19 protein-coding genes are annotated in these 18,684 nt (G+C 60.2%); 15 read left to right on the top strand and 4 right to left on the bottom strand.

Annotated features, from left to right (window positions below):
- Position 1: 1 nt before the first annotated feature.
- The gene (locus FHT84_RS09305) at positions 2 to 643 is read left to right on the top strand and encodes a 4'-phosphopantetheinyl transferase superfamily protein (RefSeq protein ID WP_183761883.1); all 642 of its coding nucleotides are present in this window, start codon (positions 2 to 4) and stop codon (positions 641 to 643) included.
- A gap of 206 nt (positions 644 to 849) precedes the next feature.
- Positions 850 to 1,545, top strand: a complete 696-nt coding sequence (locus tag FHT84_RS09310) for an isoprenylcysteine carboxylmethyltransferase family protein (protein ID WP_183761886.1) — start codon at positions 850 to 852, stop codon at positions 1,543 to 1,545.
- A 9-nt stretch (positions 1,546 to 1,554) separates the two neighbouring features.
- Here the strand turns inward: FHT84_RS09310 and FHT84_RS09315 are convergent, their stop codons facing one another.
- The gene (locus FHT84_RS09315; protein WP_183761889.1) at positions 1,555 to 2,061 is read right to left on the bottom strand and encodes a cupin domain-containing protein; all 507 of its coding nucleotides are present in this window, start codon (positions 2,059 to 2,061) and stop codon (positions 1,555 to 1,557) included.
- Between the two features lie 124 nt (positions 2,062 to 2,185).
- On the opposite strand from FHT84_RS09315, the gene FHT84_RS09320 reads away from it, so the two are divergent.
- The 4 genes from FHT84_RS09320 (at position 2,186) to FHT84_RS09335 (ending at position 5,589) form a co-directional block, all read left to right on the top strand.
- Entirely contained in the window at positions 2,186 to 2,746 is a 561-nt protein-coding gene (locus FHT84_RS09320) for a type 1 glutamine amidotransferase domain-containing protein (protein ID WP_183761892.1), read from the top strand.
- Positions 2,747 to 2,938: 192 nt separating this feature from the next.
- Positions 2,939 to 3,757 carry an ABC transporter ATP-binding protein gene (locus FHT84_RS09325; RefSeq protein WP_183761894.1) on the top strand — a complete coding sequence of 273 codons (819 nt, stop codon included), beginning with the start codon at positions 2,939 to 2,941 and terminating at the stop codon, positions 3,755 to 3,757.
- Positions 3,754 to 4,524 (top strand): ABC transporter permease, encoded by a 771-nt coding sequence (locus FHT84_RS09330; RefSeq protein ID WP_183761897.1) that lies wholly within the window; start codon positions 3,754 to 3,756, stop codon positions 4,522 to 4,524. The genes FHT84_RS09325 and FHT84_RS09330 overlap by 4 nt, the downstream gene beginning before the upstream one ends.
- A 33-nt stretch (positions 4,525 to 4,557) precedes the next feature.
- On the top strand, positions 4,558 to 5,589 hold the full coding sequence (locus tag FHT84_RS09335; protein ID WP_183761900.1) for an ABC transporter substrate-binding protein: 1,032 nt from the start codon (positions 4,558 to 4,560) through the stop codon (positions 5,587 to 5,589).
- A gap of 221 nt (positions 5,590 to 5,810) precedes the next feature.
- On the opposite strand, the gene FHT84_RS09340 is transcribed toward FHT84_RS09335, so the two are convergent.
- Positions 5,811 to 6,722 (bottom strand): LysR family transcriptional regulator, encoded by a 912-nt coding sequence (locus FHT84_RS09340; RefSeq protein WP_183761904.1) that lies wholly within the window; start codon positions 6,720 to 6,722, stop codon positions 5,811 to 5,813.
- Between the two features lie 129 nt (positions 6,723 to 6,851).
- Between FHT84_RS09340 and FHT84_RS09345 the strand changes: the two genes are divergently transcribed.
- From FHT84_RS09345 to FHT84_RS09365, 5 genes are all read left to right on the top strand, one after another.
- Positions 6,852 to 7,331, top strand: a complete 480-nt coding sequence (locus FHT84_RS09345) for a carboxymuconolactone decarboxylase family protein (RefSeq protein WP_183761907.1) — start codon at positions 6,852 to 6,854, stop codon at positions 7,329 to 7,331.
- Positions 7,332 to 7,409: 78 nt separating this feature from the next.
- Entirely contained in the window at positions 7,410 to 8,327 is a 918-nt protein-coding gene (locus tag FHT84_RS09350) for an MBL fold metallo-hydrolase (protein ID WP_183761911.1), read from the top strand.
- A gap of 157 nt (positions 8,328 to 8,484) precedes the next feature.
- On the top strand, positions 8,485 to 9,237 hold the full coding sequence (locus FHT84_RS09355; protein WP_113248862.1) for an SDR family oxidoreductase: 753 nt from the start codon (positions 8,485 to 8,487) through the stop codon (positions 9,235 to 9,237).
- Between the two features lie 67 nt (positions 9,238 to 9,304).
- Entirely contained in the window at positions 9,305 to 9,721 is a 417-nt protein-coding gene (locus FHT84_RS09360) for a cupin domain-containing protein (protein WP_113248863.1), read from the top strand.
- Positions 9,722 to 9,819: 98 nt separating this feature from the next.
- Positions 9,820 to 10,848 carry a mechanosensitive ion channel family protein gene (locus tag FHT84_RS09365; protein WP_113248864.1) on the top strand — a complete coding sequence of 343 codons (1,029 nt, stop codon included), beginning with the start codon at positions 9,820 to 9,822 and terminating at the stop codon, positions 10,846 to 10,848.
- On the opposite strand, the gene FHT84_RS09370 is transcribed toward FHT84_RS09365, so the two are convergent.
- Complete coding sequence (locus FHT84_RS09370; RefSeq protein ID WP_113248865.1) at positions 10,831 to 11,319, bottom strand: Rrf2 family transcriptional regulator; 489 nt, start codon at positions 11,317 to 11,319, stop codon at positions 10,831 to 10,833. The two genes, FHT84_RS09365 and FHT84_RS09370, sit on opposite strands and share 18 nt — an antisense overlap.
- Positions 11,320 to 11,574: 255 nt before the next feature.
- A complete protein-coding gene (locus FHT84_RS09375) occupies positions 11,575 to 12,477 on the bottom strand; it encodes a LysR family transcriptional regulator (RefSeq protein ID WP_113248866.1) in 903 nt (300 codons plus the stop codon).
- 138 nt (positions 12,478 to 12,615) lie between these two features.
- On the opposite strand from FHT84_RS09375, the gene FHT84_RS09380 reads away from it, so the two are divergent.
- From FHT84_RS09380 to FHT84_RS09395, 4 genes are all read left to right on the top strand, one after another.
- On the top strand, positions 12,616 to 13,842 hold the full coding sequence (locus FHT84_RS09380; RefSeq protein ID WP_113248867.1) for an HlyD family secretion protein: 1,227 nt from the start codon (positions 12,616 to 12,618) through the stop codon (positions 13,840 to 13,842).
- A gap of 77 nt (positions 13,843 to 13,919) precedes the next feature.
- A complete protein-coding gene (locus tag FHT84_RS09385; protein ID WP_113248868.1) occupies positions 13,920 to 15,542 on the top strand; it encodes an MDR family MFS transporter in 1,623 nt (540 codons plus the stop codon).
- Between the two features lie 48 nt (positions 15,543 to 15,590).
- Positions 15,591 to 16,784: an adenylate/guanylate cyclase domain-containing protein gene (locus FHT84_RS09390; RefSeq protein ID WP_246698522.1), complete on the top strand. Its 1,194-nt coding sequence runs from the start codon at positions 15,591 to 15,593 to the stop codon at positions 16,782 to 16,784.
- Positions 16,785 to 17,106: 322 nt separating this feature from the next.
- A complete protein-coding gene (locus FHT84_RS09395) occupies positions 17,107 to 18,669 on the top strand; it encodes a glycosyltransferase family 39 protein (protein ID WP_113248871.1) in 1,563 nt (520 codons plus the stop codon).
- Positions 18,670 to 18,684 lie beyond the last annotated feature (15 nt).

Below are 18,684 nucleotides of genomic sequence, written 5' to 3' on the forward strand. Positions count from 1 at the left end.
CATGACGGCTCCTCGGTTCGAGGTCGTCCTGCGAGTTGCGGATGCGATCGCCGTCCTTGTCCGCCCGGCTCCAGACGGGCGGATGGAGCGCGACAGGGCGGCGCAAGCCGCTTTGAGAAGGGCAGCGCAACGGGACGATCTTGTCATCTATCGGCGGCCGAGCAATCGCCCGGCGCTGAATCCTCCCCTTCACGAACTCGGCGTTTCGCTTTCGCATCGGGCCGACCTGCTGCTGGCAGGCTTCTCGCCCGACGCCGCTGTCGGCGCTGATATCGAGATCGAGGATAACAATGGTTTCGACCCGATCGCCTTTGCCGCCGACCATTTCTCCAAAGGTGAGGCAGCCGCCATTGCCGGGCTCGCTAGCGGCACGGCACGCGAGATCTGCTACCGCCTTTGGGTGATCAAAGAGGCGGCCTTGAAGATCGGCGGCCGCGGCATTTTCGATGGGCTGGACGAACCGGACCTGGCAAAGCATCTCGATCTCATTCGCATCGACGGCGCAAGCGTCCGCCTTGAAGCCGGATCGCGACTGCCGCCGATTGCGGTGTCGGTCATCCGACTTGCCGGGCCTGCGGATCGGCCGATTTATTGCGCCCTTGCCCGTGATTTGACGCCGAAGGCGCAGATGGCCATTGCCTAACGCCCGCTCTCATTGCGTGATCGGATACGTCCGATTGCTCCGCTTTCCGGAGCGCGATTGCGGATGATTGATTGAAACCTTGTTCATCGATGGCTCTTGGCGCACGTAAAGGGAGAACTACATCTTCAACGACGGACGATGCAGCCGCATGACTCAAGAGGAACAGCGATTGCAAGCCCACGCTTGCCATGTACGGAGAGTAACGGATGACGGTCACCGAACCACCGCCTATGTCCCGAACAGCGGCCATATCCTATGCGATCGGCCTGCCGCTCGCCTTGCTCGCGCTCATTTTTCTGCCGGTCGGCCGCCTCGACTGGACGCCCGGATGGATCTTTATCCTCTTTCTCTTCACGGTCTACGGTGTAGCGGTCCTGGTTCTGAAACGGGTAAACCCGGCAATCTTCCGGGCTCGCAATCGCTTTCAGGCCGGCACCAAACGCTGGGATGTGAATCTCGTCTCGCTCATCTGCCTCGGCTTGGTCGCCGAAATTCCGGTAGCGACCTTGGATTCCGGCAGGATGTCATGGTCGGCGATGCCGATCTCCGTCGTGATCCTCGGCTATATCCTTGGCGCCGGCATCGCGCTTGGCACCTGGGCGCAAGCGGTCAATCGCTTCTTCGAGCCCGGCGTCCGTCTGCAACGCGAGCGCGGCCAGCACGTCATCAGCACCGGTCCCTATGCGTTTGTGCGCCATCCGGGTTATGTCAGCGCGATCATGGTGTTCGCCGGTCTGGCATTGGCGCTCGCCTCGTGGTGGGCCTTGATCCCGGCCGCCTGGGCAACCGCCCTACTGATCCTGCGCACGAGCTGGGAAGATGCCCTGCTGCATGCCGAACTCGAAGGCTATGCCGACTATGCCCGACACGTCCGGTTTCGGCTCGCGCCCGGTCTTTGGTGAGGTTCATTTTCAGCGAACATCGGTACTGTCAGACCATAAGGACCGAAGCCCACCGGCCTTTCCCTTCAAGGGGTCGGTCGCGGGTACCCCAAGCTTTTCGATCCGGGCCTTCTGCTCCGCCGACGGCATTTCGCGACACAGGTCAGCCTCCTGATCCGGCGGATACCCGCCGATCACGAGGAAATCGCCGCTGGCCTCAAGGCGGCAATGTCCTGTTCCCGCTGGCAATAACAGCGCATCGCCGGCCTTGACCTCGATATCCTTGCCGCCCGGCCCGCCAATCATCAGTCGAGCCTGTCCTTCGGCGATACCCAGTATTTCGTGGGCGGTGGAGTGATAGTGATGAAAGTCGTAAACGCCATTTCGCCATAGTCCACCCCATCCGTTCGCCCGGAACAGCTGCTCGAATCCTTCCGCCCGGTTCCGACCAGCAAGCGCCCCGCGGTAAACGATGACCGGAAAGCGCTGGTTGTTCGGCAGCCATTCCCTTGGCTCGAGCCTGATTGCCTGCTCCATGTCTTTCTCCTCTCAGCCGCTTCATAACCGCACAGGACAATTCCGGTTCCACGAGAAAATTGGGAACGATCGTCCGCCGCTCCGGTTCGGACAGGGTATCCGATGAATTTCGAAAGGATAAATCATGCCTTCCATCAACTCCGCACATATTCTCATCCTTGCCACCGATGGCTATGAGCGGTCGGAGCTTCGCGTCCCCTTGGACGAACTTCAGAAGCGCGGCGCTAATGTGAAAGTCGCCTCCATCAAGGAGAGCAGCATAAAGAGCTGGGACAAGACCGATTGGGGCGACAGCGTCGACGTCGATCTGCTGGCAAGAGATGTCGACGTGAACCAGTTCGATGCGCTGGTGCTGCCAGGCGGCCAGATCAATCCCGATAAATTGCGCGTCGATGATGACGCCATGCGTGTCGTCCGTGAATTCCTACGGTCCGGCAAGGTCGTTGCCGCCATCTGTCATGCGCCTTGGCTGCTGGTCGAAGCCGATGCATTGCGCGGCCGTCGGGCAACCTCCTACTGGTCCATCAAGACCGATGTCAAAAATGCCGGAGCCGATTGGCAGGATGAAAAAGTGGTGACCGATCAAGGCATCATCACATCGCGATCGCCCGAGGATCTGGACGCTTTCGTCGACAAAATCGTCGAGGAGGTGCAGGAGGGGCGCCACGAGCGGCGTGTGGCCTAGAACAAGAGCCTTCGAGACGTGGCAATCGCGGCTGGGTCTCTCCTCCGCTGCGCCGGAACGACTTGTGGCATAACGGTTTCGCCATCATTCGCATATTGACTGACGCGGCCTGCTTTGATCTTTTGGCCGAAATGGCAATGCCTGACATCCGGTCCTTGGAGGCTGGCGGATGTCCGGGAGGAAAAGCAGGGCATGATGATGACGGCTGTGCGGGCGGTCAGCCTGAAACAGGTGGCGATTTCGTTTGAAATGGCCGACAAGACGCGGTTCGATGCCGTTGCGGCTACTGACCTCAATGTGGAAGCGCATGAATTCGTGGCAATCGTCGGCCCGACAGGCTGCGGAAAGTCCACGCTTCTCAACGCGACTGCAGGACTTTTGGCGCCTGTATCCGGAACGGTCGAAGTCTTCGGCCAGCCGCTGAAATCGATCAACCGTCAGGCAGGCTATCTTTTCCAGCAGGATTCGCTGATGCCGTGGAAGACGGTGCTGGAGAATGTCGCGATCGGCCTTGAGATTACCGGTATCGGCCATGCGGAAGCAAGGAAGAGCGCGCGAGAATGGCTGGAGCGCGTCGGGCTTGCTGGGTTTGCGGACCGCTTTCCGCGTATGCTGTCGGGCGGCCAACGCAAGCGCGTCGGGCTGGCGCAGGTCCTGATCCGCAATCCGAAATTGCTCCTGATGGACGAGCCTTTCGGCCCGCTCGACGCGCAGACCCGTCTGATCATGGGCGACCTCTTACTGAAGCTCTGGTCCGAAGACCGCAAGGCCGTCATGTTCGTCACGCACGACCTCGATGAGGCGATTGCCCTTGCCGACCGCGTCATCATCATGTCGGCCGGACCGAAATCCCGCATCATCGGCGATTTCATGGTGCCGCTGGAACGGCCGCGCGAGATCGGCGAGATCAGGCACGATCCTGTCTTCATCCAGCTGCATCGCGATATATGGCGGGCATTGCGCGATGAGGTGATGACGGCCTACCGCCAGAGCAGCGGAGAGATCGCATGAACCGCACTCTCCTTCTTTCGCTGCAGATCCTTGTGGCCGTGGCCATCCTGGCTATCTGGCATCTCGCGACGAATACCGGCCTTTTCGGCAACCCGAAGACCATATCTTTCTTCTTCGCCGATCCGCTCAAGGTGGCGCAGCGCGTCATTCAGTGGTTTGCCAGCGGATCGATCTGGTATCATCTCTGGATCACGCTATCGGAATCGATCCTGGCCTTTCTGCTCGGCGCTTTCGGCGGCGTCGTCTTCGGCTTTTGGTTCGCCCGCAAACCTTTGATCGCGGCCATTTTTGACCCCTATGTGAAGGCGGCGAATGCCCTGCCCCGCGTCGTGCTCGCCCCGATCTTCGCGCTCTGGTTCGGCCTCGGCATCTGGTCCAAGGTCGCGCTCGGCATCACGCTTGTCTTCTTCATCGTCTTCTTCAATGTCTATCAGGGCGTAAAGGAAGTCAGCCAGCCGGTCCTGTCCAATGCCCGCATGCTTGGCATGAAAGAGCGGCAGTTGCTGCGCCATGTCTACCTGCCCTCGGCGCTTTCCTGGGTATTTTCCAGCCTGCATACATCGGTGGGTTTTGCCGTTGTCGGCGCCGTTGTCGGCGAATATCTGGGTTCTGCCGCCGGGCTCGGCTATCTCATCCAGCAGGCCGAGGGTGTTTTTGACGTCACCGGTGTCTTTGCAGGCATGGTCGTGCTGACGGCCTTCGTCCTGATCGTGGATTGGGTGATGACTCTGGTCGAACGGCGGCTTCTGGCCTGGCGCGGCCAGTAGCGCCTAGGAAAATAGCGAAGTGGAGGAAAAAGCATGGAGCGCAGGACATTTCTGATCGGGACGGCGAGCTTCGGCATCGGCGCATCGCTCACAGGCATACTGCCCGCCGCGGCACAGGATGCGAAACCGGAAAAGCCGGACCTGTTGATCGGCGTGGGCGGCAAGCCCCTGCTCTATTATCTGCCGCTGACGATCGCCGAGCGGAAAGGCTTCTTCAAGGAAGAGGGTCTCAATGTCACCATCAATGATTTCGCCGGCGGTTCGAAATCGTTGGAGGGTCTGATCGGCGGCTCCCTTGATGTCGTCGCCGGCGCTTACGAGCATACGATCCGCATGCAGAACAAGGGGCAGGACATTGTCGCGATCTGCAATCTCGGCCGCTTCCCGGGGATCGTCATCGCCGTGTGCAAGGATCTGGCCGGCGAGATCAAGTCCATGGCCGATATGAAGGGCCGCAAGATCGGCGTGACAGCGCCGGGTTCTTCGACGGCGCTGATGTTTCAATATGCCATGCTGAAGAACGGGCTGAAGACCGACGATGCATCGCTGATCGGCGTCGGCGGCGGGGCCGGCGCGGTGGCCGCGGTCAAGAGCGGTCAGATTGACGGCCTTTCCCATCTCGACCCCGTTATCGCACAATTGCAATATGACGGCGACATCACCGTGCTTCTGGATACACGCACCGAGGCCGGTACGCGTGCGCTTTTCGGTGGTCCGAACCCGGCCGCGACCGTCTATATCAAGCGTGAATTTGCTGAAGCCAACCCAATCACGACACAGCGGACGGTCAATGCCTTCATGAAGGCATTGAAATGGATATCAACCGCCAGCCCGGAGGACGTCGCGGGCGTCGTTCCAGAAGAATTTCTGCTCGGCAATCGCGACCTCTATATGCAGGCGTTCAAGAATTCCAAGGAAATGTATTCCCCGGACGGCATGGTCACGATGGAAGGCTATCATTCCATGATGGGCGTCCTGAAGACGCTCGATCCTGAACTTGCCAATGCCGACGTGCCGTTCGAAAAGACCTTCGACCCGACCTTCGCCAAGGCTGCGAAGATCTGAGCAAGGCATCCCGCGTGCTAACCTCCCGCCACGCTATTCCGCATGGCAGGAGGTTGAATGATGCCCGATGAGCCGGCCCTTCAGGCGTTGCCGGATCATCGACAGGTAATCCCTGCCCCCTCGCCAGAAGAGAGCGAAATTCAGCGGCGCTTTTCCATCATCCCGCAGAACTGGCATGAGGTGCCCTCTGCACAACATCGTGGGATGCCGATGGCAAAGCTTCAATGGGAAAGCGACGGCGCCATCAAAGGATCTTCCTTGACGACCTCGATTAGAAAGTCGAGCACGGCCCTGATGCGCAACGGCAGGTTTCGCCGGGACGGGTAAACGACATTGATCGGCAATCGGCTCGGCGGAAAATCCGGCATGAGTCTTATCAGCCGACCCGCCTCGATATCGGGCACGGCCAATATATGGGAAAGCACGGCAAGGCCGTTGCCGGCGAGTGCGGCGCGGTGGGCAGCGATGGAATTGCTGGCGATCAGGCGCGGCGCGATGCGCACGGCCACGTCCTCGGCACCATTGGAAAAAGACCATGACCTGCCGTCGCCGGCGCGCTTGTAGCAGATGCAATCATGGGCGCCGATATCGTTAAGTGTTTTCGGAGCTTTTCGCCCTTCCAGATAGGAAGGCGCAGCGACGAGAAATGCCGTCGTCCAGCCGATCCGGCGGCACATCAGGCTGCAGTCCGCAACCACCCCAAGGCGCACCTCGAGATCGATCCCCTCCTCTACCAGGTCGGATGGCTCCTCGCGAAAGAGCAACTCGACGGAGAGTCCCTGATGCTGCTCAAACAGCATCCCGAGGCGATCGCTGATGCAAAGCCCCAACGGCGTCGGTAGGGCAAGCCGCACTTTACCCGTCGCGGCCATACCGCCACGACAGGTCGTTTCACTGAGCGCTTCGACCGCCTCGATGACCTTGAGCGCCATCGGGATGATCTGCTCTCCCTCCGCCGTCAGGGCCAATGCATTCGTCGTGCGGTGCAGGAGACGCGTCTTGAGATGCGCCTCCAGCGCCGAAATCTGCCTGGAGACCGCCGGCTGCGTCACGCTGAGGTGAACCGCGGCCGCCGAGAAGGAGCCGGTTTCCACCACTCTCATGAACGTTTGTAGCGCACCTACGATGTCCATCCCCACCCCCATACTTTTGCGCATAAGCCTTATGTACCCAGCTTAATCGCGAAGGGCTTTACTGTCCAGCAATTACGGATATTTTTTATCCATAAGGATATTAAATGTCCTTAATAACGGAGATGACCTATGACGCAACGTGTGAACTATGCCCAGCAATCGCCGGCACTTTTCAAGAAATTGTCGGATCTCAGCATGGCTCTGAAAGACAGCGCCATCGACCAGAAGATTCATGATCTCGTGCAGATCCGCGCCTCGCAAATCAACGGCTGTGCCTTCTGCCTGGACATGCATGTGAAGGAAGCCAAGATCCACGGCGAGAGCGAGCTCCGGCTTTATCACATCGCCATATGGCGCGAATCCAATCTTTTCGTGCCGCGGGAACGCGCCGCCCTCGCCTGGACCGAAGCGGTGACGAAGCTGCCGGAAGGCGGCATTCCCGACGAGCTCTATGAGCGTGTGCGCGGCCAGCTTTCGGAGAGGGAGATTTCCGATCTGACTTTCGCGATCATGGTCATCAATGCCTGGAACCGCGGGAGCATCGCTTTCAATGCCGTGCCGGGCTCGGCTGACAAGCTCTATGGCCTCGACAGGGCCGGCCTCAACTGAACCTTTCTCCCTGAGTGCCCACCAAACGATACGCGTCCGCATCGGCGGCGCGACGATCACAATTGACAGGAGACCGACATGAACATGAATAACCCCGCAAAGCCCGTTAATTCAGGGCGCGACGAACTGGTCCCGTCGCGCTACGCGGTGCAGATCGGTGATATCGAGGTGCTCGTGATCAGCGACGGCGTGTTGCCGCTGCCGACCAAGATGCTGGGATACAATGCCGATCCGGCCGACCGCGCAGCCTGGCTGAACGACATGTTCCTGCCGCCGGACGCTTTCGACTGGGCGCTGAACGTGGTCGTGGTGCGCAGCGGCAAGCAGACGATCCTCATCGATGCCGGCCTGGGGCTGGACCCGGAATTGAACCTGCCGCGGGCCGGGCAATTGATCAAGCGACTGGAAGCCGCCGGCATCGACTTGGAATCCGTTACCGATGTCGTACTGACCCACATGCATATGGATCACGTTGGCGGGCTGCTCGTCGACGGAGTGAAGGAGCGGTTGCGTCCGGACCTGCGAATCCACGTGGCAACGGCAGAGGTCAAATTCTGGGAGGCGCCTGACTTCTCGCATGTGTCCATGCCGCCCGGCTTCCCGGACGCCCTTCGGGCGGCCGCCAAGCAATTCAGAAAAGAGTACGACAGTCACCTCAGATTGTTCAATGATGAGTATGAGGTGGCGCCGGGCGTGGTCGTCTCCCGAACCGGCGGGCACACGCCGGGCCATAGCGTGGTCCGCGTGGCATCGGGCAAGGATCGGCTGATGTTTGCCGGCGATGCGGTGTTCGCGGTCGGCTTCGATCACCCCGACTGGTTCAACGGCTTCGAACATGATCCGGAAGAAGCTGCCCGCGTCCGCCTCCGTCTTTTGCGCGAGTTGGTGGAGACCGGTGAGTTTTTGGTGGCCACTCACATGCCGTTCCCCTCCGTCGGCCATGTGGCGGCCGACGGCGATCACTTCCGTTGGGTGCCGGTCTTCTGGGACTACTAACCGCCTGGTGAGCTGAGTCGGCGCACGGCCCTTAAGGCCACGCCCCGGCTCGGCCGAGTGGATATGCGGAACCGGCAAGGCCGGCCCGGTCCTCGACCAATCATTCAGAAGCGAATGAACAATGCGGTGCGCGAAGCGGCCGCACATGGAGAAGCACATGAAAATCGTCATCATCGGCGGAACCGGCCTGATCGGTTCGAAGACAGCCGACCGCCTTCGCAAGCAAGACCATGAGGTTATCGCCGCCTCCCCCAATACGGGCGTCAATACGATCACCGGCGAGGGATTGGCCGAGGCACTTGCCGGCGCCTCCGTCGTCATCGACCTTGCAAACTCGCCCTCCTTCGAGGACAAGGCCGTGCTCGAATTCTTCGAGACCTCGGGCCGTAACCTGATGGCGGCGGAGAAGGCGGCCGGCATAAAGCACCACATCGCCCTTTCCATCATTGGCGTTGATCGACTGCCTGGCAGCGGTTACATGCGTGCCAAGGTCGCGCAGGAAAAGGTCATCAGGGAATCCGGCATCCCCTATACGATCGTCCACTCGACGCAGTTCATGGAATTCTTAGGCGGTATCGCCCAATCCGCCACCATCGGGAACGTTGTGCGGCTGCCGACGGCCTACGTGCAGCCGATCGCTTCGGACGACGTCGCCGACGCCATGGCCGCCGTCGCGACGGCGGCGCCCATGAATGGCGTGATCGAAATCTCAGGCCCGGAACGCGTCCGGATGAACGAGCTGGTCGCCCGCTATCTGAAGGCCATGGGTGATGCGCGCAATGTCGAAGGGGATCCCGATGCGCGCTATTTCGGCACCAAGCTGGAGGACGGTTCGCTTGTCTCCGACAACAATCCCCGCCTCGGCCATATCGCCTTCGAACAGTGGTTCGCGACCTCTGCACGGAAATGAATGAACAAGGTGCAGCGCCGCGGGTGCCGCACCTTCAGCTCTCAAGATCTCAAGAAAGGAATTCGAGATGATCAAGTCAATTCTCGGCCTCGCCCTGGCCGCTCTGCTGTCCACCACCGCCGTTGCACACGCTGCAGGCGAGAAGGATGCCAAGGTCACGCTCGTCTACGAGCATGAACTGCCGAACGTTCCTGGCAAGAGCATCAAGGGCGTCCTCGTGGAATACGGCCCTGGAGGCTTCTCCTCGGGTCACACCCATCCGAACTCGGCTTTCATCTATGCGACCGTCCTGGAAGGGGCCATCCGTAGCCAGGTCAATGACGGTCCTGTCAAGGTCTACAAGGCTGGCGAGAACTTCTCCGAGATGCCGGGCGACCGCCACGGCGTCAGCGAGAATGCCAGCAAGACCAAGCGGGCCAAGCTCCTGGCTGTCTTCGTCGTCGACAGCAGCCAGAAGGAACTGACCTTCCCGATCAAGAAATAACTGCCAGGAAATCGCAGAGTTGAGGCGGATGCCGATCGCATTCGCCCCAACTCCACCTGCCCCTCCACCCGTAGGAAATCATCGTCGGTGAGCCCGTCATGTTTGGCGAACATCATTCCCTTCCGCTCGTCCTGATCAATCTGCTTGGGCTGGCCGGCATCGTCATTTGGCATATTCAGGGACGCAGCCGTCCGACCGGGCGCCTGATCGTGCAAATCCTGTTCTTCACCGGCATGAGCCTCGTGCTCTGGCTGGCCGGTATTTCGCCCTATCGCCTCGACGATGCCGAGCTTCAGGAGGCGGGCATGCTGCTCGCCAAATCCGCAAGGGTTCTCTGGTGGCTCCATCTCGCCTGGACGATGATCGGCTTCGTGCAGATCTATATCACGCTCAACCACAAGCCGCGGGAAGCCCACCTGCTGCAGGATCTGATCGTCGGTGTCGTCTATCTCGGCGTGGCTCTGGCGGTCATCGGCTTCGTCTTCGGAGCGCCGATCGGCCCTCTGGTTGCCACCTCCGGCGTGGTCGCCATCATCATAGGCCTGGCGCTGCAGAACACGCTGGCCGATGTCTTTTCCGGGATCGCGCTCACGCTCGGTCGTGCTTACGTCATCGGCGACTGGATCCAGCTTGGCGATGGCACGGAAGGGCGCGTCGCCGAAACCAACTGGCGCTCGACCAACCTGCTGACCGGCGGGCACAATGTCGTCGTCCTACCCAACAGCGTCCTTGCAAAACAGGGAATGACCAATCTCAGCCGCCCCGACGAAACGCACTGGATTGCACTTGCCGTGCATGTTGCCGCCACCCAGCCGCCGTCCGTCATTGAAGACCTCATGCTCGGCGTTCTGCGGAGCTGCGAGCGGATCGTTAAAATTCCGCCGCCGTCCGTGGCGCTCAAGGCGATCGATGCAGTGGCCATCGAGGTCGAGCTGCAGTTTTGCGTGGCAAGCCCGGCGAGCCGAATGCCGGCTAAAAACGAGGTCATTGATCTCGTCTATCGGCACTGCAAGACAAACGGTCTCTCATTGGCGATGCCGGAACAAAGCTTTTTCTGGCTGCCGCCCGCCGATGGTGCCGAGCCCGCTGCAGCGATTGTCAGGCAGCTTTCATCCGGCACGCTCTAGCACCCATTCGAAAGAGCTCTTCCAAAGCTCCGGCGAAACTTCCTGCGATAGGATGCCGACGAGATCCGACAGTTTGACCCCGCGCAATTTTTCCCGCCAGGCTTCGTCAGCCTCCCACATGATGCGCGCGACCGCGCATGGGCTGCTTTCGCAATAGCCCTTTGGCCGGCAGGGGTTGTTGGCCCGGATATTGGTGCAGACAAAGGTACGCTGCCGGCCCTCGACGGCCTCGACGATCTCGAGAAAGGTCAGCTCGGCCGGTGGTTTCGCCAGCCGGTAGCCGCCCGAAGGGCCGAGGGTCGTATCGACAAGCCCTGCCTGCGACAGGCCTTGCAGAGCCTTGGAAAGATATTCCTTGGGAAGTCCATGGAATTCGGCCAATGCTTTGGTGGAAAGATAGCGACCGTCGGGCAGACCGGCTAGAATGGCGCAGCAATGAAGCGCCCATTCGACTTGGCTTTTCAAGATCATGAATTTATTCCACGGGGCCGATCTTCGCTGGCTCCTATCAAGGACAAAGGATATCCTTATTTCGCCAAAGTGTAAACCGAACGCCGCGTATCGCTTGTGCAAGCCGGACACATCTGCGTCACTTGCCGCCAACAAGCAACAATCCGGATTTTCTCGCCGCCGGATTGGACGACTGGGAGTTTAACTTGTCTCCGCTCGGCAACGCGGACGTTACGCAGCTATCAGCATGTTCAGCGGAGTTTGAGACGTGACCGCTCAGGTCATCCATTTGCGGTGCTCGATGAAGCGTTCCGCCAGAAGGTCGATGAACAATCGTACCTTCGTCGGCAGATGACTGCGGTTCGGATACATCGCGCTGATCGTGAACTCCACGGCACGATAATCGGGCATGGCGCGCACGAGGCGCCCGGCAGCGACATCTTCGAAGACGATGAAGCTCGGGGCAAGGAAGATGCCGTGCCCGCTGGCCAGGAGATAACGCAAAGTCTCGGCGCTGTTGGAGACGACATTGCCCGCGATCTTGACGCCTTGCTGCTTGCCGTCGGCATCCTCGAAACGCCATTCGTCGCCATAAGGATAGTGCGTATATTGCAGGCAATTATGCGCCGCGAGATCGGCCGGCACCTTCGGCAAGGAATGCGTGTCGCGATATTCGGGCGAGCAGACGAGCATGTGGCGCCAAGGCGTAAGCTTGCGTGCGACCAGTGTCGAATCCTGGGCAGGCAAGGTGCGGATCATCAGATCGTAGCCCTCTTCGATCATGTCGATCGAGCGCTCGCCGACGTTGAAGTCGATCGAGATCGCCGGGTACTGAGTCATGAATTCATTGATGACGGGAAGCAGGAAACGGACGATGGCGCCGCTGGTATAGATTTTCAGCGTACCGCGCGGCATGGTGCTGAGAGCGCCCGCCGTCCGATCGGCCTCCTCGAGATCGGCAAGGATCTGCGAGGAACGCTCATAATAATATTTGCCTGTCTCCGTCAGGCTGACCCTGCGCGTCGTGCGATTGAGGAGCCGCACGCCGAGACGATCTTCGAGGGATTGCACATGATTGCCCACCATGGTGACGGACATGTTGAGCCGGCGGGCGGCTGCGGAAAAGCCGCCGCAATCCACCACCCGGCCAAAGACTATCAGGCTGGTCAACCGATCCATATCGTCCTCGGATTATCCGCTGTGAGTTGATGATCCTTCCAGATTTGAGGAGATTATCAGAAAGATCGTTCGGACGCATCTTCATCGCATCAAAAAAGGAGCCCATGCAAACGGGCTCGATGCTGAAGGAAACGGACCATGGTCGAACTACCCCGCAACGAGGCGTTCAGAAACGCGAGCCAGGCCGAGGCCGCACCAGCCGGCGAAGTGGCAAAGTCTCCAGCTGCCGAGGCGCCGCAAGGCCCGACCGTCGGCACACCTGCCACCGCCGCTGCTGCCAGGACAGGCCGCAAGCTGGTCAAGCGCGGCATGCTTGCCGCCACGCTGCTGGCCGGCGTCGCCTTTGGCGCCGATTTCGGCTATCGCTACTGGACGGTCGGACGCTTCATCGAATCGACCGACGACGCCTATGTGAAGGCCGACTACACGACCATCGCACCGAAGGTCGCCGGCTACATCAAGGACGTGCTCGTCAACGACAACGACACGGTCAAGACCGGCCAGGTGCTTGCCCGCATCGACGACCGCGATTTCCAGGCGGCTCTTTCCCAGGCAAAGGCTGATCTCAAAGCCGCCGATGCGGCAATCGCCAATATCGACGCCCAGATCCTGCTGCAGCAATCGCTGATCGCGCAGGCCAAGGCAACGGTCGATTCTTCCAAGGCTTCCCTGGACTACGCAGTCTCGGACGCAGCGCGATCGGCACGGCTGATCACCAACGGCGTCGGCACCCAATCGCGTGCCGAAGAGACGCAATCTGCCAGCAAGCAGGCCGCCGCCGCCGTCGAACGCGATCAGGCTGCAGTCATTGCGGCCGAGAACAAGGTGCCGGTGCTGCAGACCCAGCGCGATCAGGCGGTCGCCCAGCGCGACCGTGCCGCGGCCGCAGTTCAGCAGGCAGAACTCAACCTGTCCTATACGAACATCGTCGCGGCCGTCGATGGCACGGTCGGCGCCCGCTCGATCCGCGTCGGGCAATACGTCACCTCGGGCACGCAGCTGATGGCGGTGGTGCCGCTGCACTCCGTCTATGTCGTCGCGAATTTCAAGGAAACCCAGTTAACCTACGTGCGCCCCGGCCAATCGGTCGAGATCAAGGTCGACAGCTTCCCGGATGTGGCCATCAAGGGTCACGTCGACAGCCTCTCGCCGGCAAGCGGACTGGAATTCTCGCTGCTGCCGCCGGACAATGCGACGGGCAATTTCACCAAGATCGTCCAGCGCATCCCGGTGAAGATCGTCATCGATGACGAACACCTGGCAGGGTTGCTGCGCTCTGGCATGTCGGTCGAGCCTGAAATCGATACCAAGGCAGTGCAGACATCGACCGCCAATGCCGAGAAATTATCCAGCGACGCCGGATAACCCTTCCCCTCCTTTGTCGATCATCTGCTCGACACCGTCATGAGATTGTTCCGGCATCAGCCGGATGGAGAAACATCGTGGCCACTCTTCAGATCGCCGCAAACAACAATTCCGCCATACCCGTGAACGCTGCCCTCGCGCCGGCTGCCCGGCCCGCCATGAGCCCTTTGCGCATGTGGACCGCGGTGATCGGCTCCACGCTTGGCGCTTTCATGGCCGTTCTCAACATCCAGATCGTCAATGCCTCGCTCGCCGACATCCAGGGCGCGATCGGCGCCGGAACCGACGATGGCGGCTGGATCTCGACCTCCTACCTGATCGCCGAGATCGTCGTCATTCCCCTTAGCGCCTGGCTGGCGCGCGTCTTTTCGGTCCGCAATTATCTGCTGACCAACGCCATCCTCTTTCTCGCCTTCTCGGTCGGCTGCGCTTTTGCTGCAAACCTGCAGCAGATGATCGTCCTGCGCGCCATACAGGGCTTTTCCGGCGGCGTGCTGATCCCCATGGCCTTTACCATCATCATCACGCTGCTGCCGAAGCCCAAGCAGCCGATGGGTCTTGCGCTCTTCGCCCTTTCCGCAACCTTCGCGCCGGCCATCGGTCCGACCATAGGCGGCTATCTCACCGAGAACTGGGGCTGGGAATACATCTTCTACGTCAATCTCGTGCCCGGCATGCTGATGGTCGGCATGCTCTGGGTCTCGCTCGACCCCGCCCCGATGAACCTTTCGCTGCTCGCCAAGGGCGACTGGCCCGGCATCATCACCATGGCGGTTGGCCTTGCAGCGCTGCAGACCGTGCTTGAAGAAGGCAACAAGGACGACTGGTTCGGCTCGCCGTTCATCGTCCGCCTCTCCGTCATCGCCGCGGTCTCTTTGACGCTCTTTCTCATCATCGAGCTGCGCGCCGCCCATCCACTCCTCAACCTGCGTCTGCTGGCACGCCGCAATTTCGGCTTCGGCATCGTCGCCAATTTCCTGATGGGCGTCGCCCTCTATGGCTCGGTCTTCATCCTGCCGATCTATCTGACGCGCATCCAGGGCTATAATTCCGAGCAGATCGGCATGGTGCTTGCCTGGACCGGCATTCCGCAGCTCATCCTGATCCCGCTGGTGCCGCGGCTGATGAAGCGTGTCGACGCCCGGCTGCTGATCATCGTCGGCTTCGCGCTCTTTGCCGCTTCGAACTTCATGAATATCTACATGACGAGCAACTATGCCAGCGATCAGCTCTTCTGGCCGAACATCGTGCGTGCCATCGGCCAGGCACTCGCCTTCACGCCGCTGACGGCGATCGCCACCGCCGGCATCGAGCAGGAAAATGCCGGTTCCGCCTCGGCGCTCTTCAACATGATGCGCAATCTCGGCGGTGCGGTCGGCATTGCCGCGCTGCAGACCTTCCTGACCAAGCGCGAGCAGTTCCATTCCAACATCCTCACGGATTCGGTCTCGATATTCGAAGAGGCTACCCGCGCCCGCGTCGCCAATCTGACGAATTACTTCATGAACCATGGTGTCAGCGACCAGGCGCTTGCCACGCACAAGGCGATCGTTGCCATCGCCGCCAGCCTTCGCAAGCAGGCCAACATCATGGCTTTCAGCGACACGTTCTTCCTGCTCGGCGTTGCGCTTGTCATTGCCCTCGTCGCCAGCCTGCTTCTCAAGAAACCCGGTCAGCTTTCCGGCGGCGGAGCGCACTGAGCGGTGCACCTCGAAGAGGAGGAAATAACGATGACCTTGCTGCACGACATGCCAAAAGCCACAACAGCAAACCCCAGAGCGCCGCACGGCGGCATCAATATCGGGGCAATCCTGAGTCTCATCGAATGGCTGACCGGCGACGAATGCCACGCCCTCGACGAGGCAGGCCTTGTCGCAGGTCTTGGCCGCCGCCTGCAGGCGCTTGGCCTTCCCGTTGACCGGCTGACGCTGCACCTGACGACGCTGCATCCTGAGTTCATCGGCCGCACCTTTGCCTGGGCGCCGGGCGAGCCGGTCGAGATACATGATCGGGAGCATGGCACGCGCCTCGCTTTGGCCAATACGCCGCTCGTGAAGGCGCAGGACATGCGCGAACTGCTGGTCGTCGGCCCGGGCGAGAGTCCGCATGGGCGCTGGCAGCATATCGACATCTTTTATGGCCGCGGACTGGTGCAGCTGATCGTGGCGCCGCTCTGCAATGCCGACGGGCCGATCAGCACCGCCGCCTTCGGCACGCGCCGCCCCGGTGGTTTCACATCGGCCGAACGGGACGTGATCGAGCGCATTCTCCCGGCGCTGCGCAATACCTGCGAGCTGCGCGTTCTCAGGCAATGCGAACTCAGCCTTCTCGATACCTATATCGGCCCGATGACAGCAAGCCGGATCCTTGCCGGACATATCCGCCGCGGCGAGATCGAATCCATGGAGGCGGCGCTTCTGCTCTGCGATCTGCGCGGCTTCACCGAACTTTCCAACCGGCTGCCCGGCAGCACCGTCCTCAGCCTCCTGAACGCCTATTTCGACAAGGTGGTACCCGCAATTACCCGCGAGGGCGGCGAAGTGCTGAAATTCATGGGCGATGCCGTTCTCGCCTTCTTCCCTGGCGCCGATGCGGCCGGTGCCTGTGGGGCCGCCCTGGCTTCAGCGAAGACAATCCTCGATGAAATAGGCAGCTTCGAATATGATGGCATCCGCGTCAAGGTCGGCATCGCGCTGCATTATGGCGAGGTCAGCTACGGCAATGTCGGCTCCGGCAACCGGCTGGATTTCACCTTGATCGGCCCCGACGTCAATATCGTCAGCCGCATACAGAGTATCTGCAGCGAAAGGGGCGAAGCGCTCCTGACCTCGGCCCCCTTCCGGCAAAAGGCGGGGATCACCGACGCAATTTCGATCGGTCAGCAGCGCTTGAAGGGTTTCGGCGAAACGATGGAGCTTTTCGCGCTAACGCGCGCGGAGTGATCCCGTCTCAATCGAAGACAAGGATCGACGCGCGTTTTTGCATCCGCTCGACATTTCCGAAGGTCGCGGTAGTCGATCCCGATATCGGCAGCGGCGACGACGCCCTTCGGGCGACATAGTTGAAATCATTCAGCAAAAATCCCGTCGCACACTTGGCATAGGATTCCTGTGCAGTCCGCGAATCCTTACAGTCATTCATTTAAGTATTTGAAATTAAAATATAAATATTTCCGAAGTCACGATAGCCTTATGAAGGCCCGGCGCCCTGAGCATGGTTGACAGATGCGCCTGGGTCGCGATAGCCGATAGCATGGAGAATTGAATGAGCATTTTACCGAACGTCTTTTCTTCGCGCTTCGCCGCCCGAAGAGCATCCGCCGCGACCAGTCGATCGTCCGATGAATTTCGGTGGGTGAACTGGATCCTTGCGATATATTTCGCGGTGCAGGCCGTCGTGCGGATTTCTCTTTCGAGCTCGGTGCGAATAGACGAAGCGCAGCAATTCGTGGTCAACCAGTGGCTGGCGTGGGGATATGACGCGCAGCCGCCGCTTTACAATTGGATTCAATACGGAGTGTTTGACGTCTTCGGCACCAGCGTCGCATCGCTTGCCGTGCTGAAAAACATCCTGCTTTTCCTCGTCTATTTCGCCTATCACCAACTGGCGCGACTTCTTTTGGAGGACAAGCGCCTGGCCGCGGTCGCCACGCTGTCGCTTCTGACGATCCCCCAAATGTTCTGGCAGGCGCAGCGGGACCTGACGCACACTGTCGGCACGCTCCTCGCAGTGACCGCTTTCATCTATTTCGTCGTGAAGACCATTCGCAAGCCGACATTCACCTCCTACGCCATGATGGGCCTATGGGCAGGGCTTGGAATGCTCACGAAGTACAATTTCGTACTGATCATCGCGAGCGTCTTTGTTGCGGTCGTTTTTCATCCGCAAGGGCGCTCAAGGCTGCTGGACAAACGCTTTGTGATGACGCTGGCTCTGGCCATCCTCGTGTTCCTGCCGCATGCGGTGTGGATGCTGTCGAACATGGACCTGGTCCTTACCTCCACCGTCGCAACCATGTCGGAACAGGGACAAGGGGGGAAGCTTTCCGATATCGGTCATGGCGTTGTCGAACTGATCAAGACCAGCATCGTCATCATCGCGCCTACCGCCGCGATCTTCCTGATCGTCTTTCGCCGGCCGTTTCTGCAGTCGCTTCGGTTTAAAAGCGAATGGGTGAATTTCTTTGAAAGAATATTCCTGAGCACGGTGGCCATACTGTTCGCGCTGATCCTGGTTACGACGCTCACGGAATTTCGCGACCGCTGGCTTCTGCCCTTTCTGTTTCTGGTTCCGCTTTACTTCTGCCTGAAGCTTGAGGCCGCCGGCGCACAAAACCCGTCCGACATAAAGAAATCCTTTTATGTGCCTTTCGGCCTGATGATCGCCCTCCCCCTCATCCTGACGGCAGGCACGATCTTTCCGAAGCTGTTCGATTCATATCAGCATTTGAACACGCCCTATGGCGCGTTTCTGAAGGAGACGATCGCCGCGGAAGGCAAGCAGCCGGTGGCGGTGGTGACGACAGCATGGCTCAAGGCGGGCAACATCCGCGCCAATATGCCGGATACGGCCGTAATATCCACGGCATATCCCGCATCCGATCTTGACCGCCAGGCTTTGGGGAACGGACCGATCTTGCTGGTCTGGAATGAGCGTGACGGACACGCTTCGTCCATGCCCGATGAGCTCAAGCGGTGGCTGACGGCGAAATTCGGCAACTCGATCACCTTGCCCGCGCAGAACGATGCCGCCATTCCGTATTACTATGGGAAAGATCCGGATCGGTTCCATTTCGGCTATGCGTGGTTCTACCCGGCCGCGGGCTAGGGAACGCGCCTGCCC

This window comes from Rhizobium sp. BK289 (assembly GCF_014193575.1).
GTDB lineage: Bacteria > Pseudomonadota > Alphaproteobacteria > Rhizobiales > Rhizobiaceae > Rhizobium > Rhizobium tropici_C.

Coding starts and splice junctions, on each gene's coding strand:
- FHT84_RS09305 (WP_183761883.1), top strand. CDS start 2: ATGACGGCTCCTCGGTTCGAGGTCGTCCTGCGAGTTGCGGATGCGATC.
- FHT84_RS09310 (WP_183761886.1), top strand. CDS start 850: ATGACGGTCACCGAACCACCGCCTATGTCCCGAACAGCGGCCATATCC.
- FHT84_RS09315 (WP_183761889.1), bottom strand. CDS start 2,061: ATGGAGCAGGCAATCAGGCTCGAGCCAAGGGAATGGCTGCCGAACAAC.
- FHT84_RS09320 (WP_183761892.1), top strand. CDS start 2,186: ATGCCTTCCATCAACTCCGCACATATTCTCATCCTTGCCACCGATGGC.
- FHT84_RS09325 (WP_183761894.1), top strand. CDS start 2,939: ATGATGATGACGGCTGTGCGGGCGGTCAGCCTGAAACAGGTGGCGATT.
- FHT84_RS09330 (WP_183761897.1), top strand. CDS start 3,754: ATGAACCGCACTCTCCTTCTTTCGCTGCAGATCCTTGTGGCCGTGGCC.
- FHT84_RS09335 (WP_183761900.1), top strand. CDS start 4,558: ATGGAGCGCAGGACATTTCTGATCGGGACGGCGAGCTTCGGCATCGGC.
- FHT84_RS09340 (WP_183761904.1), bottom strand. CDS start 6,722: ATGGACATCGTAGGTGCGCTACAAACGTTCATGAGAGTGGTGGAAACC.
- FHT84_RS09345 (WP_183761907.1), top strand. CDS start 6,852: ATGACGCAACGTGTGAACTATGCCCAGCAATCGCCGGCACTTTTCAAG.
- FHT84_RS09350 (WP_183761911.1), top strand. CDS start 7,410: ATGAACATGAATAACCCCGCAAAGCCCGTTAATTCAGGGCGCGACGAA.
- FHT84_RS09355 (WP_113248862.1), top strand. CDS start 8,485: ATGAAAATCGTCATCATCGGCGGAACCGGCCTGATCGGTTCGAAGACA.
- FHT84_RS09360 (WP_113248863.1), top strand. CDS start 9,305: ATGATCAAGTCAATTCTCGGCCTCGCCCTGGCCGCTCTGCTGTCCACC.
- FHT84_RS09365 (WP_113248864.1), top strand. CDS start 9,820: ATGTTTGGCGAACATCATTCCCTTCCGCTCGTCCTGATCAATCTGCTT.
- FHT84_RS09370 (WP_113248865.1), bottom strand. CDS start 11,319: ATGATCTTGAAAAGCCAAGTCGAATGGGCGCTTCATTGCTGCGCCATT.
- FHT84_RS09375 (WP_113248866.1), bottom strand. CDS start 12,477: ATGGATCGGTTGACCAGCCTGATAGTCTTTGGCCGGGTGGTGGATTGC.
- FHT84_RS09380 (WP_113248867.1), top strand. CDS start 12,616: ATGGTCGAACTACCCCGCAACGAGGCGTTCAGAAACGCGAGCCAGGCC.
- FHT84_RS09390 (WP_246698522.1), top strand. CDS start 15,591: ATGCCAAAAGCCACAACAGCAAACCCCAGAGCGCCGCACGGCGGCATC.
- FHT84_RS09395 (WP_113248871.1), top strand. CDS start 17,107: ATGAGCATTTTACCGAACGTCTTTTCTTCGCGCTTCGCCGCCCGAAGA.